The organism is Ruegeria sp. H6, assembly GCF_056532975.1.
In genome coordinates this window covers 18,653-35,715 of record NZ_JBQFOA010000020.1, presented here as the reverse complement: position 1 = coordinate 35,715, position 17,063 = coordinate 18,653, and the positions used below count along the sequence as shown (strand labels likewise).

General features: G+C 57.5%; 15 protein-coding genes. 3 read left to right on the top strand and 12 right to left on the bottom strand.

The annotated features are described in order from the left end of the window. From ACR0AG_RS21365 to ugpB, 9 genes are all read right to left on the bottom strand, one after another. On the bottom strand, positions 1 to 633 hold the full coding sequence (locus ACR0AG_RS21365; protein ID WP_480842559.1) for a TRAP transporter small permease subunit: 633 nt from the start codon (positions 631 to 633) through the stop codon (positions 1 to 3). 70 nt (positions 634 to 703) lie between these two features. Next, entirely contained in the window at positions 704 to 1,714 is a 1,011-nt protein-coding gene (gene dctP / locus ACR0AG_RS21360) for a TRAP transporter substrate-binding protein DctP (RefSeq protein WP_170574179.1), read from the bottom strand. A 123-nt stretch (positions 1,715 to 1,837) separates the two neighbouring features. Continuing rightward, positions 1,838 to 3,178 (bottom strand): sigma-54-dependent transcriptional regulator, encoded by a 1,341-nt coding sequence (locus tag ACR0AG_RS21355; protein WP_480842556.1) that lies wholly within the window; start codon positions 3,176 to 3,178, stop codon positions 1,838 to 1,840. Then, a complete protein-coding gene (locus tag ACR0AG_RS21350; RefSeq protein ID WP_480842554.1) occupies positions 3,175 to 4,905 on the bottom strand; it encodes a sensor histidine kinase in 1,731 nt (576 codons plus the stop codon). Before ACR0AG_RS21350 ends, ACR0AG_RS21355 begins: the two co-directional genes overlap by 4 nt. A gap of 125 nt (positions 4,906 to 5,030) precedes the next feature. Further along, a complete protein-coding gene (locus ACR0AG_RS21345) occupies positions 5,031 to 5,963 on the bottom strand; it encodes a glycerophosphodiester phosphodiesterase family protein (protein WP_480842552.1) in 933 nt (310 codons plus the stop codon). Continuing rightward, positions 5,963 to 7,021: a sn-glycerol-3-phosphate ABC transporter ATP-binding protein UgpC gene (ugpC, locus tag ACR0AG_RS21340; protein ID WP_480842550.1), complete on the bottom strand. Its 1,059-nt coding sequence runs from the start codon at positions 7,019 to 7,021 to the stop codon at positions 5,963 to 5,965. The genes ACR0AG_RS21345 and ugpC overlap by 1 nt, the downstream gene beginning before the upstream one ends. 3 nt (positions 7,022 to 7,024) lie before the next feature. Further along, on the bottom strand, positions 7,025 to 7,861 hold the full coding sequence (ugpE, locus tag ACR0AG_RS21335) for a sn-glycerol-3-phosphate ABC transporter permease UgpE (RefSeq protein WP_480842594.1): 837 nt from the start codon (positions 7,859 to 7,861) through the stop codon (positions 7,025 to 7,027). Positions 7,862 to 7,881: 20 nt separating this feature from the next. Then, positions 7,882 to 8,763: a sn-glycerol-3-phosphate ABC transporter permease UgpA gene (gene ugpA / locus ACR0AG_RS21330; protein WP_480842548.1), complete on the bottom strand. Its 882-nt coding sequence runs from the start codon at positions 8,761 to 8,763 to the stop codon at positions 7,882 to 7,884. A 61-nt stretch (positions 8,764 to 8,824) separates the two neighbouring features. Further along, positions 8,825 to 10,135 (bottom strand): sn-glycerol-3-phosphate ABC transporter substrate-binding protein UgpB, encoded by a 1,311-nt coding sequence (gene ugpB / locus ACR0AG_RS21325; protein WP_480842546.1) that lies wholly within the window; start codon positions 10,133 to 10,135, stop codon positions 8,825 to 8,827. A 183-nt stretch (positions 10,136 to 10,318) separates the two neighbouring features. Here ugpB and ACR0AG_RS21320 point away from each other — a divergent pair, with 183 nt between their 5' ends. After that, positions 10,319 to 11,233, top strand: a complete 915-nt coding sequence (locus ACR0AG_RS21320; protein ID WP_480842544.1) for a LysR substrate-binding domain-containing protein — start codon at positions 10,319 to 10,321, stop codon at positions 11,231 to 11,233. Between the two features lie 76 nt (positions 11,234 to 11,309). On the opposite strand, the gene ACR0AG_RS21315 is transcribed toward ACR0AG_RS21320, so the two are convergent. Beyond that, positions 11,310 to 12,941: an alpha-D-glucose phosphate-specific phosphoglucomutase gene (locus ACR0AG_RS21315; RefSeq protein WP_480842542.1), complete on the bottom strand. Its 1,632-nt coding sequence runs from the start codon at positions 12,939 to 12,941 to the stop codon at positions 11,310 to 11,312. A 202-nt stretch (positions 12,942 to 13,143) separates the two neighbouring features. Here ACR0AG_RS21315 and ACR0AG_RS21310 point away from each other — a divergent pair, with 202 nt between their 5' ends. Beyond that, positions 13,144 to 13,920, top strand: coding sequence for a DeoR/GlpR family DNA-binding transcription regulator (locus ACR0AG_RS21310; protein ID WP_480842540.1), 777 nt, complete (start codon positions 13,144 to 13,146; stop codon positions 13,918 to 13,920). Between the two features lie 126 nt (positions 13,921 to 14,046). Here ACR0AG_RS21310 and ACR0AG_RS21305 read toward each other — a convergent pair whose 3' ends face one another. After that, a complete protein-coding gene (locus tag ACR0AG_RS21305; protein ID WP_480842538.1) occupies positions 14,047 to 14,391 on the bottom strand; it encodes a RidA family protein in 345 nt (114 codons plus the stop codon). A 147-nt stretch (positions 14,392 to 14,538) separates the two neighbouring features. Continuing rightward, on the bottom strand, positions 14,539 to 15,813 hold the full coding sequence (locus tag ACR0AG_RS21300; protein WP_480842536.1) for an MFS transporter: 1,275 nt from the start codon (positions 15,811 to 15,813) through the stop codon (positions 14,539 to 14,541). A gap of 186 nt (positions 15,814 to 15,999) precedes the next feature. On the opposite strand from ACR0AG_RS21300, the gene cyoA reads away from it, so the two are divergent. Next, entirely contained in the window at positions 16,000 to 17,058 is a 1,059-nt protein-coding gene (gene cyoA, locus ACR0AG_RS21295) for a ubiquinol oxidase subunit II (RefSeq protein ID WP_480842534.1), read from the top strand. Positions 17,059 to 17,063 lie beyond the last annotated feature (5 nt).

Below are 17,063 nucleotides of genomic sequence, written 5' to 3'. Positions count from 1 at the left end.
TTAACTGTCGTGGCCCGAGACATGCTCGGCTTCCATTGCGGCCTGCGTTGCGGCGTCAGCGATCAGCGGCACGGCAACAGGGTTTTGATGCGGGTGACGGATGGCGCGGCCATAGGCCCAAAGCTGCAGCACCAGCCGCAGGCTGAGCACGCCGAACGCCACCGGGGCCAGTAGTTTCGCGGGCCACAGGGGGATGCCAATGTCGATGGAGCTGTCGCGGCTCCAGAGCGGTGCGCCAAAATCGAAACTGCGTGCGAAATGGGCCCAGCTGCCCCAGATGAGCAAAATGAACAGCGCCAGTACGACGGCAGTTGTAATGAATTCAACGATGTAAAGCGTCCGTCCCTTCAGCGCGCCGACCACCATATCCATCCGAATGTGACCGCCATCGCGCTGCGCGTAGGAGATGCCCATAAAGGCGATCAGCGGCATGGCTTGTTCGATCCAGTCGACATAGCCGGGCAAGGGCGCATTAGCAGCATTGCGACCACCCACCGACACCACGGCCAGCAACATCAGAGAAAATACCGCAAGACCGCTCAGCAACGCCAGCGCCGTTTCCACCTTGTACAGACGTTGATCAATTCGGCTGAGACGGCTGTCATCAGACAGCACCAGAGAGGATCCGGCCATCACACTGCTCCGCTGGATTTAAACAAATGCACCCGACTTGGGCCGAGGCCCGCGCCGGGTGCTGAGTGGATTAGCTTCCGTTTGCGATCATGCCGGTCACAAGATCATACAGCTCTTGCGCAGGCAGACCGCGGTCGTTGTTCTCGGCAATCCATGCTGCGGCTGCTGGTGCCGCGGCGGCTTCCTTGAATGACGCGATCTCTTCATCCGTGAAGGTCACACGTTCGATCCCGCGCTTGTCCAGTTCCGGACCCCAGGCCTCCATCGTGTTGTTTTCATAGTTGGTGACATAGTGGTCGAGCGCCTCGTCAATGGACCCCATGAGCGCCGCGCGGTGTTCGTCAGACAGACCTTCCAGCGCCAGCGTGTTGACCACAACGGGGCAATTGACCGTGCCGGGGTTCAGGTTGGTGGTCCACCAGGTGCCGTTTTCGATCGTGCCAAAGGACATATGCGCATGGGGGGCAAAGCTGACCGCCTTGACGATGCCGCTGTCCATGGCCTGGCGCACTTCCGAGGCCGACATCGACGTTGGAACGGCGCCCACGGTCTCCATCGCGGCACCGATGCCACCGGTGGCGCGCACGCTCAGACCTTCGAAATCGGCAAGCGTTTTGGGTGCCTCACCCACGCCGACAAGGTTGTACTGCGGCAGCGGCGACGGCATCAGCAGGGTCGCGTCCCAGCGGGCCAAATCCTCAACCACGGCAGGGTGCTGATAGACGGCCATCGACAGTTCAATCTCTTGCTCCAGCGAGGACACGCCAAGGAACGGCAGCTCCAGCACGGTGATCGTGGGGTTCTTGTCGCGGTGGTACCCGGCGCAGAACTGCGCCATCTCGAACGCACCGATAGAGATACCGTCCAGGTTTTCGCGGTTCTTCGACAAGCCGCCATAGCTGAGGTTCAAAGTGAACTCGCCATTGGTTTTTTCGCTGACCAATTCGGCCAGTTTCTCGACATGTTCGGTAAAGGCACGGCGTTTGCCCCACAGGGACACGTTCCATTCAACGGCCAATGCCTCGGATGCAAAGGTCAGAGACAGGGCCGCAAGGGCCGCTCGGTTCAGGTGTTTACGCATGGTGGTTCCTCCCAGATCACACATTCTGTCTGAGCGGAGTATTCAAAACGCGAACCGATCTGACAATGAGGAAATACGCCGGTCGTTGTCCCCCTGCCCTGCGGATTTCCGCAGGGTTGCGATTTACAGCAAAGCGTCCTTGTCCAACCCCAGTTTGACGATCTTTTCGTTCAAGGTGCGGCGACCGATCCCCAAGGCCTCGGCCGCGGCGTCCATCCGACCTTTGTGGGCTTTGATCGATTTACCGATCAATTCACGTTCAAACGCTGCGACTGCATCGCGCAGCGTGTCTGGGACATCGTCAAAATTCTGATCGCTTTGTATTGACAGGGACAGCGATCCGCCGCCCCTGCGCGCCGAAAGGACCCGGCGCTCGCACACATGGCGCAGCTCTCGCACATTGCCGGGCCAATCATGGGCAAGCAGTGCTGCCAGATCGTCCTGGCTCAGCTCGGGCGGATCAATTTCATAGATCTGAGCGTGTTCCGAAAGGAAATGGGTGGCCAGCAGCACCAGATCGTCGCGCCGTTGCCGTAGAGGTGGCAGTGTCAGGACCACGGTATTGAGCCGGAACAGAAGATCCTGACGCAGACGGCCATCCTCTGCGGCTTCTGTCACATCCTCGTTCGTCGCAGACAGCACCCGAAGACGCACTGGAACCGGGGATACCGCACCAACCGGCAGCACCTGCTGATCTTCGATCACACGCAACAGCTTGGCCTGCACGGCAAGTGGGCAGCTGCAAATCTCGTCCAAAAACAGGGTCCCGCCGGACGCTGCCAGCAATCGCCCGTCTGACACGCCCGCGACGCCAAACATCTCAGCCTCAAATGTATCGGCAGACAAGGCAGCACAGTTCAGGGCCAGAAACGGCGCGTCGGGGGTATCGCCCAGGTCATGCAGCGCATGCGCCACCAGTTCTTTGCCGGTCCCGGTTTCGCCTTGCAAAAGAACGGGTACGGATGTGTCCGCAAGATCCAGCACCTCTTGCCGCAACGCCTCAATCCCGTCTGATTGCCCCAGCAGCACCCGGTCTAGCCCCGAAAGTTTGAACAACCGATCCCGAAGGCGCGCGTTGCTTTTGCGCATCCGGTTCTGCTCTGCCGCATGGGTCAGGGCAGTCAGTAAGCGCCTTGGTTCATAAGGTTTTTCAAGGAAACCATAGGCGCCATCCTGGATCGCCTGAACGGCCATCGGGATATCCCCATGAGCCGAGATCAATACAACTGGTGGTGCAATCTGGCGGTCGAGACTGGCCAGCAGTTCCAGCCCCGACATGCCCGGCATTCGCACATCCGACAGGATGGCATCCGGGGCGGCGCTGAGCAGATGGTCAGCGACTTGACCGGCGCGCGACAAGGCATCCACGATCCAGCCCGCGGCCTCAAGCAGCTCAACAAGCGATAGCCGCATGGATTTGTCATCATCGACGATCAGAACGCGATAGGGTTGTTGCTGGGTCATGTGTCTTCATCTTCGGGTTTTGGGGCCACCGGAAAGGTCACACGGAACACCGTGCCGCCGCCAGGCCTGTTTTCAGCAGTCATCGTCCCGTCGTGATCTTTGACAATGCTGGCGGAAATGGCCAGCCCCAGCCCCATTCCCCGCCCGCTTTCGCGCGTGGTCACAAACGGCTCTTGCAGTTCGGCCAGCGTTGCATCGCCAAGCCCGTGGCCATTGTCCTGAATGTCCAGCGTCACCTTGGTTTCGGACCTGGCGACCAAGATGGTCAGTTCAGGTGCGGGGGTTTCATCGGTTGCGTCGATGGCGTTTCGCAGGAGATTGGTGATCACTTGCTCGATCCGCAGCGCGATACCACGCACCAATACGGGTTGCTCCGGTAAGGACAATGAAACGGTGACGCCGGAACGTTCAATATTTGGCGCGACAAGGGCCAGCGCAGCATTCACGGATCTGCACAGATCAATGTCACCAAACGGCTCGGATTCCGAGCGTGAAAAGAACCGCAACTGGCGCGTTATTCCATCCATTCGGTCCACAAGACCGCCGATTTTCCGCGACAATTGTGCCTGATCACCTGACCCGATCTCGGCCGCCACCAGATGATTGCGCATTGCAGCGATGGGCTGCCCCAGCTCATGCGTGACCGAAGCGGAAAGCTGACCAAGTGCGGCCAGACGGCTTGCGCGTTCAAGCTCACCCTGCGTGCGTTTGAGGCGACGCTCGGCGGTTTTGCGGTCCTCGACCTCAACGGCAAGGCGCTCATTTGCCTGACGCAACTGCGCTTCTTCCTGTTCTGACCGTTCCAAAGCGGCACTGACCCGTCGGGCGCGTAGTATCTGGAACAGGACCAAGCCGGCCCCAACCACTAAGACGAACGAGGCTGTGACAAGCCAACTGCGCGCCACCGCCCGGTCATCGCTTGCAAAGTAATGTAGCGACCACCCATGTGGTAGGTCGTTGGCCGCCAGATGCAGGCGTTTTGCCCCTGAAATCCTCGCCTGATCCCCTGGCAATTCGCTCCAGTCCAGCGGATCAAGCGCCTGCCCGGGAAATTGCCGCGAGGCACGGATCCTTTCGCGTTGTGGCTCTGACAACGGGCTGAGAACGCGGTAGCGCCAGGCCGGATCCGAGGCCAGAAGGACAACGCCATCGTCATTGGCCAAAAGAACCTGCTCGCCCGAGTTTTTCCAGCTTTCTTCCAGGACCGAGAAATCGATCTTGATTGCAATCACACCAATAGGGTCAGATGATCCATCCTGCACCATATTGGCAATGAAATAACCCGGTAGCCCGGTGGTTGCGCCGATGGCGTAAAACCGGCCTTGCTCACCCTCGATGGCGCTTTGGAAATAAGGGCGAAAGGCATAGTTCTGACCGACAAAACTGCCGACATCCCGAAAGTTTGATGCAGAGATTGTGATCCCATCTGCATCCATCAGGTAAATCGCATCCAGGCCCGCTTGCTTGGCGAAATCCTCGAACCTTTGGTTCAGTGCGCCGGTGCCGTCCCCGGATGCCGTGGCTATGACAAAAGGATCCTGCGCCAATACATATGTCAGGTGAGAGAACCGTTCGAGTTCTGCTGTTACCGAGCTTTGATAGAGCGACAAACGGCCCTGCACCTTGGACAGCTCCTCGGACAGGAAATATTGATAGGAGGCCAGATACAGCCCCACGCTGGCCAACGCGGCCACGACCAAAACAACAATGTAAGATGATGATCGCATTAACGGCCCACACGCTGCGCTTTCATTTCAGCACAGGGGGATTTCGCCGTCCATCCCAAGATTGTCCTACCGCTAGGCGGTCTGAGATTGGCATTTGCCCACGCGTTTAACCGGCCACAGGGCGATCAGCCCTGCCATGTCAGGCCGGCATCCGACAAATGCCGCTGAACCCGGCCCGGATAGTCCGAGACGATGGCGTCGACATGCAGATTGATCATGTGGGCAATATCTTCGGGCTCGTTCACCGTCCAGACGGCGATGCAAAGGCCCAGTTCTCTGGCCAGTGCCACGTTTTCTTCCGTGACATCGAGGTAATACGGGCACCAGAGTTTGCCGCCCGCCTCTTTGACCAATGTCGGGATCTCATCGCGTCGACCGCGGAAATCCGGGCAGATCGCTTTTGAGGAATCCTCGCCCACATCATCCGCATTTTCCGGCATCTGCGTCAGATAAGACGCTGGTATGTCGGGGGCCTGTCGCTGGCATTCTTCCAGCAAGGACCAGTCAAAACTGTGCATCAGGACGCGCGCGGTCAAATCGGTTTCGCGCACGTCTTGCAAAACACGCTGCACAAAATTTTCTCGGTACGCTGCATTCAGTGCCATATCCGGGTCGGATTTTAGTTCCAGCATCAAACCTGCATCGGGATGCTGGGCCCGATTGATCAATTCGAGCAGGTCGCGCAGTTTGGGCACCCGCACCCCGTCCAGCTGGGCCTGATCCGGAAACCGTTTCCCATAAGCCGATTGCCCGTCCAATCGCCCCACATCGAACTGTTGAAGCTGTGCAAAGCTCAGTTCTGAGACTTTGGGCTCTTGCGTCAGAAACTGGCCCTTTTCATCCCGGAACGAGGGCGCGTGAACGCGGTGGTTATGTGTGATAACAGGCACTTCGTCGGCTGAAAGCACCACATCAAATTCGATCAACGGAACGCCGATATTCAGCGAAAATTCGAACCCGACCATGCTGTTTTCCGGCAGCACACCCCGAGCACCCCGGTGACCCACGACACGGATCAGTTTGTCACCGCCGCGAAAAGCTTCGACCTGAGGATACATTAACCACGCTCCAACCTGTTACCAGTATTGGGGTCAAACAGGTGTAGGTTCTCGGTTGCAACCGAAAAGCGCATATTTGGGTGTTTGTGTTCCACGGGGTGTACGCCTGGCAGGCTGACTGTGATTGCATCCGTCGTTTGGGTCAGATGTCCATGCAACAACGTGTTGGCGCCCAGCGGCTCGGCCATCTGAATGGCAACCTCCAAGGGGCCGTTGTCGTCCAAAACCAGATGTTCGGGGCGTATCCCCAGCTTGACCGGCATATCAGCGCCCGTCGCAAAGCCAATTTGCACATCGCCCAGTTTGATGGCTCCGTTTTCGCACCGCGCGTCAAAGATGTTCATCGCCGGGCTGCCAATGAACTGCGCGGCGAACAGGGTTCGCGGGGTCTCGTACACTTCAAGCGGCGTGCCGATCTGTTCGGCGATGCCGCCATTCATCACGATCATCCGGTCTGCCATGGTCATGGCCTCGACCTGATCGTGCGTCACATAAAGCGAGGTGATGCCCAGCTTTTCCTGCAACTCGCGGATCTCCAACCGCATCTGAACGCGCAGTTTGGCATCCAGGTTCGACAGAGGCTCGTCAAACAGAAACACGGCCGGTTCCCGAACAATCGCCCGGCCCATCGCAACACGCTGACGCTGACCGCCCGACAGTTGCCGGGGCTTGCGATCCAACAAGGGTTCTAGCTGCAGCAGCTTGGCGGCTTCGGTGACTTTGCGGTCAATCTCGGGTTTGGGAAGGCCCGCGATCTTCAGCCCGTACCCCATGTTCTGGCGCACCGACATATGCGGATAAAGCGCATAGTTCTGAAACACCATCGCGATATCGCGATCCATCGGTTCCTTGTCATTTGCCCGCTCGTCACCGATGCGAATTTCGCCTGCGGTCACCGTCTCCAGCCCGGCCACCATGCGCAACAGGGTCGATTTCCCGCATCCCGAAGGGCCGACGATCACGATAAACTCGCCATCTTCGATGTTGATGTCGATGCCATGAATGACGTCCGTAGGGCCAAAGCTTTTCTTGACGTTCTCTAGAGTTACAGTTGCCATTTCTTATTTCTCGCTATCGACAAGACCACGGACAAAAAGCTTTTGCATCGACACCACGACAATGACAGGCGGGATCATCGCCAGGATCGACGTCGCCATGATCGTGGGCCAATGGGCAAAATCGTCGCCTGACGGGAACATCTGTTTGATGCCCATGACGATGGTGTTCATCTCCGGGTCGGTGGTGATCAGCAACGGCCAGAGGTATTGGTTCCAGCCATAGATAAACAGGATAACAAAAAGTGCTGCAATGTTGGTGCGACTCATGGGCACCACGATATCAATGAAGAACCGCATCGGGCGGGCGCCATCGACCCGCGCAGCCTCGGCCAGTTCATCGGGAATGGTCAGAAAGAACTGACGGAACAGGAAGGTTGCCGTGGCCGAGGCGATCAGCGGCAGGATCAGCCCGGAATAGCTGTTGAGCATCCCGAACCCTGCGACCACCTCGAATGTTGGAACGATGCGCACTTCGACCGGCAGCATTAGGGTGATGAAGATCATCCAGAAGAATGTCTGACGCCCGGGAAAGCGGAAATAGACGATCGCAAAGGCCGACAGCAGCGAAATGATGATCTTGCCCACGGCAATGCCGATGGCCATGACCAGGCTGTTGAACAGCATCGTGGCAACCGGCACGTTCACGCCGGAAAACAGCGCCGCCTTGTAGTTCACCCAGAACTGGTCCCCAGGCACCACCGGCATTGGCGGCGAGACAATGTCGGCCTGCGTGACGGTCGAGGCGACAAAAGCCAGCCAGATCGGAAAAAAGATGATCACGACGCCAAGGATCATCATTGCATGGGTCAACCAGATCCCAGCGCCGCGTTTCTCGACCATACCGTGTTGTTGGGCCGCCATCAGTAATGCACCCTCTTTTCCACGTATTTGAACTGAATGACCGTCAGCAAACCGACGACGACCAGCAAGATGACCGACTGGGCCGAGGACGATCCCAGATCCTGTCCGACAAAGCCGTCGGAAAAGACCTTGTAGACCAGAATGGTTGTCGCTTGCTGAGGCCCGCCTCCGGTGATCGTGTGGATCACGCCGAAGGTTTCAAAGAAGGCATAGACCACGTTGACCACCAGCAGGAAGAACGCGGTTGGTGACAACAGCGGCAGCACGATGGTGAAGAACCGGCGCCAGAACCGTGCGCCATCGATGGCTGCGGCCTCGATCACCGAACGTGGGACCGATTGCAAAGCGGCAAAGAAGAACAGGAAGTTATAGCTGATCCTCCCCCAGGCCGACGCGACAACCACAAGGCCCATTGCTTCGGTATCGTTCAAGACGTGGTTCCAGTCATAACCCAACTGGCCCAGATACCACGACACCACGCCGACGCGCGTGTTGAACATGAACAGCCACAAGACACCGGCCACCGCCGGAGCAACGGCATAGGGCCAGATCAGCATGGTCCGGTAAACGCCCGATCCTTTGATCAATCGGTCGGCAATCACCGCCAGAAACAGCGCTGGGATCATCGAACACAAGGTGACAAGCGTGGAAAAAATCGCGGTCGTCAGGAACGAGGCACGATAGAACTTGTCGCTCAGCAGAAACTCAAAGTTGCCCAGCCCCACGAATTGGGACGACAGCCCAAACGGGTCGGGAATAAACAGCGATTGCCAGACGGCCTGCCCTGCGGGGTAGAAGAAGAAAACGGCAGAGATCAGCACCTGAGGCGCAATCAGCGCAAGCGGCAGGAGCCAACCGCGAAAAGTGACGCGTTTTTCCATCTTGTTATTCCACCCGGAATGAGAATGCGGGCCCCCAACAGGGCCCGCATCGGGTTAAAGATTATTGATTTGCGGATTCAAAGCGGCGCAGCAGGGCGTCGCCGCGTTCCTTGGCGCTGTCCATTGCTTCTTGCGCGGTTTTCTCACCGGACCAAATCGCCTCAAGCTCTTCATCGATGATGCCGCGGATCTGGTCGAAAGACCCAAGGCGCAGACCTTTCGAATTGGCGGTCGGCTCTTTCGCGGTCATCTGGATGACAGCGATATCGGTGCCCGGGTTCTGTTCATAGAAACCAGCCGTGCGGGTGGCATCTCCTGCCTCTGCCGTGATCGGCAGGTACCCGGTGTTCTGGTGCCAAGAGGCCTGCACGTCCGACGAAGACAGGAAGCTCAGGAATTCACCCACGCCTTTGTATTCATCCGCTTCGTGACCATCCATGACCCACAGGGATGCGCCGCCGATGATGGTGTTCTGCGGCTCGCTGATCACGCCTTCCCAGTAAGGCAGCGGGCGGACGTCAAAGTCGAACTCAGCCTCGGAACTGATCCCGGCATACCCCGCCGAGCTTTCGGTGAACAGGGCGCATTCGCCGGCACGGAAATTTGCACCGCCTTCGTTGCGGCGACCGGTATAGATGAACTTGCCATCTTTGGCCCAGTCACCCATCGCGCTCAGGTGCGCGACCTGGGTCGGGCCGTTCAGCATCAGCTCGGTATCGAGACCAGCAAAGCCGTTATCCTTCGAGGCAAATGGTACGTCGTGATAGGCCGACAGGTTCTCCAGATGGATCCAGCTTTGCCATGCGGTAACCAGCGGACAGTCTTCGCCACCGGCTTTCAATTGATCCAGAACCGCACCCACGTTTTCCCAGGTGGACAGGTCGGTGTCGGGATCAACGCCGGCCGCCTCAAACGCGTCACGGTTGACCCAAAGAACCGGGGTCGACGAGTTGAACGGAAGCGACAGCATGTCACCATCGGTGGTGGTGTAGTACCCTTTGACCGCGCCGATATAGGCGTCCGGGTCGAAGGATGCACCGCTTTCGGCCATCACTTCGTACACCGGTTTAATCGCGCCTTCAGCGGACATCATGGTCGCGGTGCCAACTTCAAAGACCATCAGAATGTGGGGCTGTTCGCCTGCACGGAAGGCCGCAATGCCTGCGTTCAGGGTTTCCGAATAATTGCCTTTGTGGTTTTCGACCACGACATATTCATCCTGGCTGGCGTTGAATTCTTCGACTTGAGCTTTGACCAAGTCACCCAGACGGCCAGTAAAGGCGTGCCAGAACTGTACTTCGGTTTGCGCCATGGCCACCGCGGGGGTCAGGGCGGTTGTTACGGCAAGAGCGCCGAGCAGATTCTTTCTCATGTTTCCTCCCATGCATCGGGTTTGATGCTTCGTTGAGTACCGGTCGCAACGCGTAGTCGGCACACATGACGATTTTGCGACGGTAACGTTACAGAAATATAATTCAAGGCAAATTTTTTGACAAAAAACATAACACAACATTATATCGATGAGAAATCGAACCAAAGGATCAGGAAGGCAGCGATGAGCCAAGTCTTACGAATTCGACAGTTGGAGGCTTTGCTGGCCGTGACCAATAATGGCTCGATCACAGCGGCCGCTGCGGATCTGGGTGTCAGTCAGCCCGCGGTCAGCCGGTTGCTATCCGATTTGGAAAAAGCGCTTGGGTTTCAGTTGTTTGATCGCCGCGAAGGTCGACTGCAACCCACGCAGGAGGTTCGGTATCTGCAGCCCAGTGTCGAGCGTGTACTGGAGCTTATGAAGCAAATCACCGATGTCAGTCAGGACATTACGCAGCGCAAAGCAGGGCATATCCGTGTGGCCTGCCTGCCGGGATTTGCCACCAGCCATTTGCCTGGCGTGGTTGCCGGTTTTCTGACCGACCGGCCCGGCGTGACCATGACGATCGAGCCCGACAGACCCGAACGTATTCTGGAATGGATGATCGGCGAGCAATATGATTTTGGAATCACCGACGGGTTCAACGGCCATCCTGCGGTGGAAAGCACCCATATCGACCTGCGCACCGTATGCGTCTTTCCCGCTGGGCACGAACTTGAAAATGCCGCACAGATCAGACCTGCCGATCTGGCGCATCAGAAAATCATCCACACGCGCAGGGACAGTGATTTTTTCCTGCGCCTCTCCAAAGCGTTCCAAACTGCGAAAGTTCCCCTGAACTCGCATGTTGAGGTTCGACAGTTTACGGCGGCCTGCGAGTTGGTGATCAAAGGTGTCGGCGTATCGATCGTGAGCGAGCTGGATGCCGTGCAATACACAAACCAGGGATTGGAGTTCCGGCCCTTCAAACCCGCGTTGCCCCACAGGTTGTCATTGGTGCGACCGATTTTGAAGCAACCGTCGCTGGTGACCCTGGAATTCATCGAACAATTCAGCGACAGCCTCGCGCCGTTCCGAGTTGATGCGGGTCGCAAGTAGTGTCCAGATGGAATTTCACTCGGAAAGCGCGATCACCGGTCCGGATACACAGGCTCCGCAATCAGCATCGCTGGCGTCAGGTCATGACATCTGGGGCATCTCGTCCTGTGCGGCTTTGCAGATCGGTCAGTTCCAACACGGCGTCGCGCACTGCACCTAGGGCCTCTTGAGTGTCCAGTGAAATATTGCCGTTGGCGGGTTCGTAGCGTTCCAGGTAAATCCGCAAGGTCGCTCCCTCGGTTCCCGTCCCGGACAGGCGCAGAACAGCGCGTGCGTCCCCTTCAAAGAAAAGTCTCAGGCCTTGTTTCTGACTGACAGAGCCATCGACAGGGTCGTGATAGGCGAACTGGTCACATTTGGTTAGCGTTATCCCGGCGGCTTTGGTGCCTGGTAACACGGCAAGCTTGCTCTCAAGGTCTGATATCAGCGCATTTGCGACGTCTGGCGCGATCGCCTCATAGTCATGCCGAGAATAGTAGTGGCGTCCGAAACGGGCCCAGTGCTTGGCCATGACCTGCTCAACAGACAATCGCCGTTCCGCCAGAATATTCAGCCATAAAAGAACCGCCCAAAGCCCGTCCTTCTCTCGCACATGATCCGATCCGGTGCCTGCGCTTTCTTCGCCGCAGATCGTGACACGGCCATTGTCCAGCAGGTTGCCAAAAAACTTCCAACCCGTGGGCGTTTCAAAGCAATCGACCCCCAAAGCCATTGCCACGTGATCGGCGGCGCGGCTGGTTGGCATCGAGCGCGCGATACCCGCCAGCCCAGAGGAATACCCCGGCGCCAGATGCATATTGGCCGCCAGAACAGCCAGACTGTCGGATGGCGTAACATAGATCCCCTTGCCCAGGATCATGTTCCGGTCACCATCACCATCGCTCGCTGCGGCGAAATCCGGCCCGTCATCTGACATGGCCAGATCGACCAAGGGCCTGGCCCAAATCGGGTTGGGATCAGGGTGGCCCTCGCCAAAATCTTCGGATGGGGTGCCATTCAACACCGATCCCTCTGGTGCGCCCAGAAGGTTTTTGAGAATATACGTCGCATAGGGGCCGGTTACCGCGTGCATCGCATCAAATCGGATTTGGAATCCTTCTGCGATCAAGGCTTTGATCTTGGTAAAGTCGAACAGCTGCCCCATCAATGCCGCGTAATCCGCAACAGGGTCGACAACCCGTATGTCCATCTCACCCATCTGCTGAGACCCTACCGCTGAAAGATCGATGTCAGGCGCATCCAGAGTTTTGTAAGAACCCAGGGTTCGGGTTTGCTCGAAAATCGCGTCCGTAACGGCTTCGGGCGCGGGGCCGCCGTTTGCGACGTTGAATTTCAAGCCAAAATCCGCGTCGATCCCGCCGGGATTGTGGCTGGCGGACAAGATCAACCCGCCATCGGTCTGGTTTGAACGGATCAGGTGCGAGGCGGCAGGCGTCGAAAGCAAACCGTTCTGACCTACAATCACTTGCCGCGCCCCATTGGCGGCGGCCATGCGAAGGATCGTTTGTATGGCAGGGCGGTTAAAATACCGACCGTCCCCACCGACGACAAAACGCTTGCCTTGCGCGCCGCCTATCCCGTTGAAGATGGATTGCACAAAGGCTTCCAGATATCCCGGTTGCATGAACACTCGCGTCTTTTTACGCAGACCCGACGTGCCTGGTTTTTGCCCCTCAAACGGGGTGCAGATGAGTTCGGAAATCGTCATGGCCTTCTCTGAGCGCTAGGTATTTTGCCGGTCATGTGTACCTCTGCCGCACCGCTGCGCAACCCAATACAACATGTTGTGACGCCCGAGCGTCCGGTTTCGCGAACCAACCCGAATATCTTGCCCCCGACCTTGTTCGGTTCGATCAAACTATGCAACAATTCCGAAAATTCGAACAAAACCGAGCATGAGGTCGCTGTAAATGGACCAAGGAGAGCGCGTCACAAGCGGAATGCGCCAGGCAGAGATCCTGAAGATCACGCGCGAGCGCGGCAAGGTCCATGTTGACGATCTGTCCCGGCAGTTCGAGGTCACGGTGCACACCATTCGCAGAGATCTGGCCGAGCTCAGCCGCGCAGGTCATGTCGAAAGGGTTCATGGCGGTGCGATCATCGCCAATGAGTTGACCAATCTCGACTACATGCGGCGCCAAAAGCAAAATGCGGAAGGCAAGACAAAAATTGCCAAAGCCTGTGCCGCTGCCATCCCCAACAATGTGGCCGTGTTCATCAATATCGGTACGACCACCGAAGCAGTCGCACGCGAATTGATGGATCATAGTGGCCTGATGGTTGTTACCAACAGCCTGAACACCGCAAATATCCTGGCAGGCAATCCGAATATCGACATCATCGTCGCCGGGGGGTCCTTGCGGCGAACCGACGGCGGTCTGCTTGGGAACCTCACGACGCAAGTGGTGGATTTCTTCAAGTTCGACTATGCGGTTATCAGTTGCGCCGGGATCGACGGCGACGGAGAGTTGCTGGATTTCGACCTGCAAGAGGTCGCGGCCACGCAGGCAATCATCGCCAGATCCCGGTCGACCTTTGTGGTTGCCGACCACTCCAAGATCATGCGCACGGCACCCGGTCGGATTGGCTCGGTTCAGGATATTGACGCACTGTTCACAGACGCCGACATTCCTGAAGATCTTTTGGCGAAATGGCCCAACTCCGAATTTTCGATCAATGTCGCCTAGCTTGTGTTTCGGGTGGGCCATCTGCAGCAGTCGATGACCCCGATGAACCGAATTGCGACAGCTGCTAAAACATCCTGAGAGCGCACGGCGTGGACGTCATCGCAGCTTAGGCTGATGCCCCGTCAATCAATCGCAGGCAGCAGTGACGATCATCTCGACCTTGAGGGCATCACGGGCCAGCTTTGCCTCGCCACAGGCGCGTGCAGGCGCGTGACCTTCAGGAACCCAAGCGTCCCAGACCGCGTTCATTTCGGCAAAATCGGCCATATCCGCCAGCCAGATCACGCATTGCAGCACGCGTGTCTTGTCGCTCCCGGCCTTGGTTAGCAAATCTTCGACCTTGGTCAGAATATCACGCGTCTGATCTGCGACCGTCGCCGCATCCGAGGTCTGACCACACAGATAGGCTGTCCCGTTATGCTTGACGATCTTGCTCATGCGTTGGCCGGTTTCTATGCGGGTGATGGTCATATCTGTTTTCCTGTTGTCGAAATCTGTGCTCACGCCGCCAATACCAGGGGCCGGTGGGTCGAGACGGCTTTACCCGCCCGCATACAGATCGTCTAGCCGGATGCCGCTTTTGTTGATGGAATTGCGCGGGGTGATCAGGCTCGACCCTCACGAGGGCCCGGTTTCGTCCAATTTTCGCTTCTCTAGCAAATGAAGCGCCCCGAAGGTGACCAATGCCCCGGACATCAGGTAAAGCCCCGCCGCCCAAAGGCCGAAAGCTGCCGTCAGCCCGATACCCACCAAAGGCGCGAAAGCCGCGCCGATGATCCAGGACAGGTTGGTCGCCATGGCCGATCCGGAATAGCGGTATTTCTTGGGAAACCGTTTGGGAACGATGCCACCGGCTTGACCGTAGGCAAGGCCCAGGATCGTGAAGCCAAGCAGGATGTAAGCGTAGGGGAAATGGGCCAGCGTCCCGATCATGAGGCTGAGCAGCACGATCAGGACAGAACTGACCCGAATGACGGCTCGGCGGTTATATTTGTCGGCCAGAATCCCGGAAAGAATAACGGCCAAGATCGCCAAAGCGCCACCAAAGAGTTGAACCGTCAAAACTTCGTTGATCTCGAACCGCTCATAAATGGCCGCGAATGCAAGCGGAAACACTGTGACCATGTGAAACAAAGCATAGCTTGCCAAAGGCAGGCAGGCGGACAGAAATATCGTTTTGCCCTCGTTCCGAACCAGTTCGGGAAGGGGCGCGGATTTCAGCACCTCTGGGTCAACACCCAGATCAGAGTTCAATAGCCGCACCCGAGCATAAAGCGACACGACATTGACCGCCATGACCGCAAAGAACGCAAAGCGCCAGCCCCACCGGATGAATTCCTCCGGAGTCAGAAACCCGTGCAGCACGTAGAATATCGATGCCGCTACCACAAAACCGATCGGTCCGCCCAGTTGCGGAACCATGGCATACAGACCCTTGCGGTGTTCCGGGGCCACGTTTTGCAATTGCAGGGTCAGCCCGTCCCAGGCACCGCCCAGACCAAGGCCTTGCAGGATACGCAGTACCGCCAGCAGCACCGGCGCAAACCAGCCAATTTTTTCGTACCCCGGCAGCAATCCGATGGCGACGGTTGCCGTTCCCAGCAGCAGCAAGGCCAGAGAAACCTTGCCAACCCGGCCAATTTTATATTGCAACGTCCGCCCCGCCAGACTGGCAATCGGGCGCGCCAAAAACGCCAGCGAGAAGATCGCAAATGACGCCAATGTCCCGCCGAGCGGATCCAGCATTGGGAAAAACAATTGAGGAAAAACCAGCGCGGACGCGATGGCATAGACAAAAAAGCCAAAGAAATCAGTTACCCGCGCCATGATGACAGTGGTGATCACCTCATCAATCGTGGCCGTGTATCGTTGTGTGCCATCGACACCGGACATGCTATACTCCTGTCTGGACCCGGTCTTTCCGGAGCGTCACGCCAAAGGTATGTTCTAGGGTCACTATTTGTCACATTGCAGCACGGCTGAAATAGTAGCACAAGGCCCCTGCAAGCAGAGGTACGCAAAATGTCTCGCCAGCTTAGCAGGTCCTCAGACGAAAAACGATCCAAGGTTCGCAAGATTATGGCGCGTGCGTTTTATGTATTGGCCTTGCCACTGCTGGCCCTTTCCGGCTGTGATTTGGTCGTTCTCAACCCTTCGGGCGATGTTGCTTCCCAGCAGGCCGACTTGATCCTGTATTCCACGATCCTGATGCTGATCATCATCGTTCCGGTGATGGCACTGACGGTATTTTTCGCGTGGAAGTACCGGGAATCCAACAAAAAGGCCACATATGAGCCGGATTGGGATCACTCGACCAGCCTTGAGATTATCATCTGGTCGGTTCCTCTGGCGATCATCATTTGTCTTGCTGGGCTGACCTTTGTGGCCACACACCGACTGGACCCTTACCAACCCCTGACCCGGCTGTCCGATGGCCTGCCTGTCGAGCCGGGGGTCGAGCCGATGGTGATCCAGGTCTCGGCGATGGATTGGAAGTGGCTGTTCATCTACCCCGAACAGGGCATTGCCACCGTGAATGAGGTGGCGGCGGTGGTGGACCGGCCCATCAAGTTCGAGATTACCTCGACCACGGTGATGAATTCCTTCTTCGTCCCGGCGCTGGCCGGGCAGATATATGCCATGTCCGGCATGCAGACCGAGTTGAACGCCGTCATCAACAAACCCGGTATCTACAAGGGCTTCTCGGCCAATTACAGCGGCGAGGGGTTTTCGCAGATGCATTTCAAATTCCACGGCAAGGATCAGGCGGATTTCGACGCGTGGGTCGAACAGGTGCGCGCGCAAGGCACCGTTCTGGATCGCGAAGCCGCGGCACATTTGAACCAGCCCAGCATTTCGCACCCGATCACCTATTACAACGCGGTCGAAGACGGTCTGTGGGACAAGATCGTCAATCTGTGCATCCAGGATGACGCGCTGTGCCGGAACGATATGATGATGGTCGATGCGCTTGGCGGAGGTGGTCTTGAGGGACTGTTCAACCGCGAGATGTTTCGCGGCATCTGCTCGGCCGACGACCCCGGCGCGCTGATGGCGATGATCCGGCCCGAGCTTCGAATCCATAAAGATGAAATCGTGACTGCGATGACGCTGGTTCCTCCAGCAGCCGCAAATTGACCCGA